At 47.5% G+C, this 785-nt stretch carries 1 protein-coding gene; it reads right to left on the minus strand.

Annotated features, from left to right (window positions below; translation table 11 throughout):
* A partial coding sequence (locus tag ACS8FD_RS19410) for a class I tRNA ligase family protein (RefSeq protein WP_439277067.1) occupies positions 1-785 on the minus strand: 785 nt, incomplete at both ends.

Below are 785 nucleotides of genomic sequence, written 5' to 3' on the forward strand. Positions count from 1 at the left end.
CAGCAGATTTGTTGACCATATTTTGCGTATCGTTCGGACTAGCAAAGCGCGCGTAGTACCAGCTTGACTCAACAAAGGTGTCAAACGTATCCGTCTCACGCTCAGCAGGATTGCCACACTTAGGACAAGTAGTATTCACAAACTCTGGCATGTTTTTCAAAGGATTACCGCGGCCGTCTGGAACGACGTCAGTTGGCAGTACAACGGGCAAATCCTGCTCTTCAACAGGGACTGTGCCGCAATGCTCACAGTTGACCATTGGGATAGGGCAGCCCCAATAGCGCTGGCGAGAAACACCCCAGTCACGTAGGCGATATTGGATTTTTTTCTTAGCTAGCTCTTGTGGTTTAAGCTTGGCAAGCATAGCTTCAAACGCTTGATCAAAATCCATACCGTCAAATTCATCTGAATTGACTAGGGTGTTGCGCTCAGTATAAGCAAGGTTTGGCTCAGAACTATTTGCTTTGGCGTCAGCGATGACAGACTCAGCATAACTATCAGGAGACTGGATGACATGTTTGATAGGTAGATTGTATTTGGTGGCAAACTCGTAATCGCGCTCATCATGGGCAGGAACCGCCATTACCGCACCTGAGCCATAGCTCATAAGTACATAGTTAGCGACCCAAACCGGCACTTTTTCGCCCGTCAATGGATGCGTCACGGTAAGGCCAGTATCCATACCGATTTTTTCAGCTTTAGCCAAATCTGCTTCAGCGACTGAGCCTTTTTTACATAGCGCATTAAACTGCGCGATGACGTCATCTTTTTCAGCGGCATATTGA

It is taken from the genome of Psychrobacter sp. 1U2, assembly GCF_051847575.1.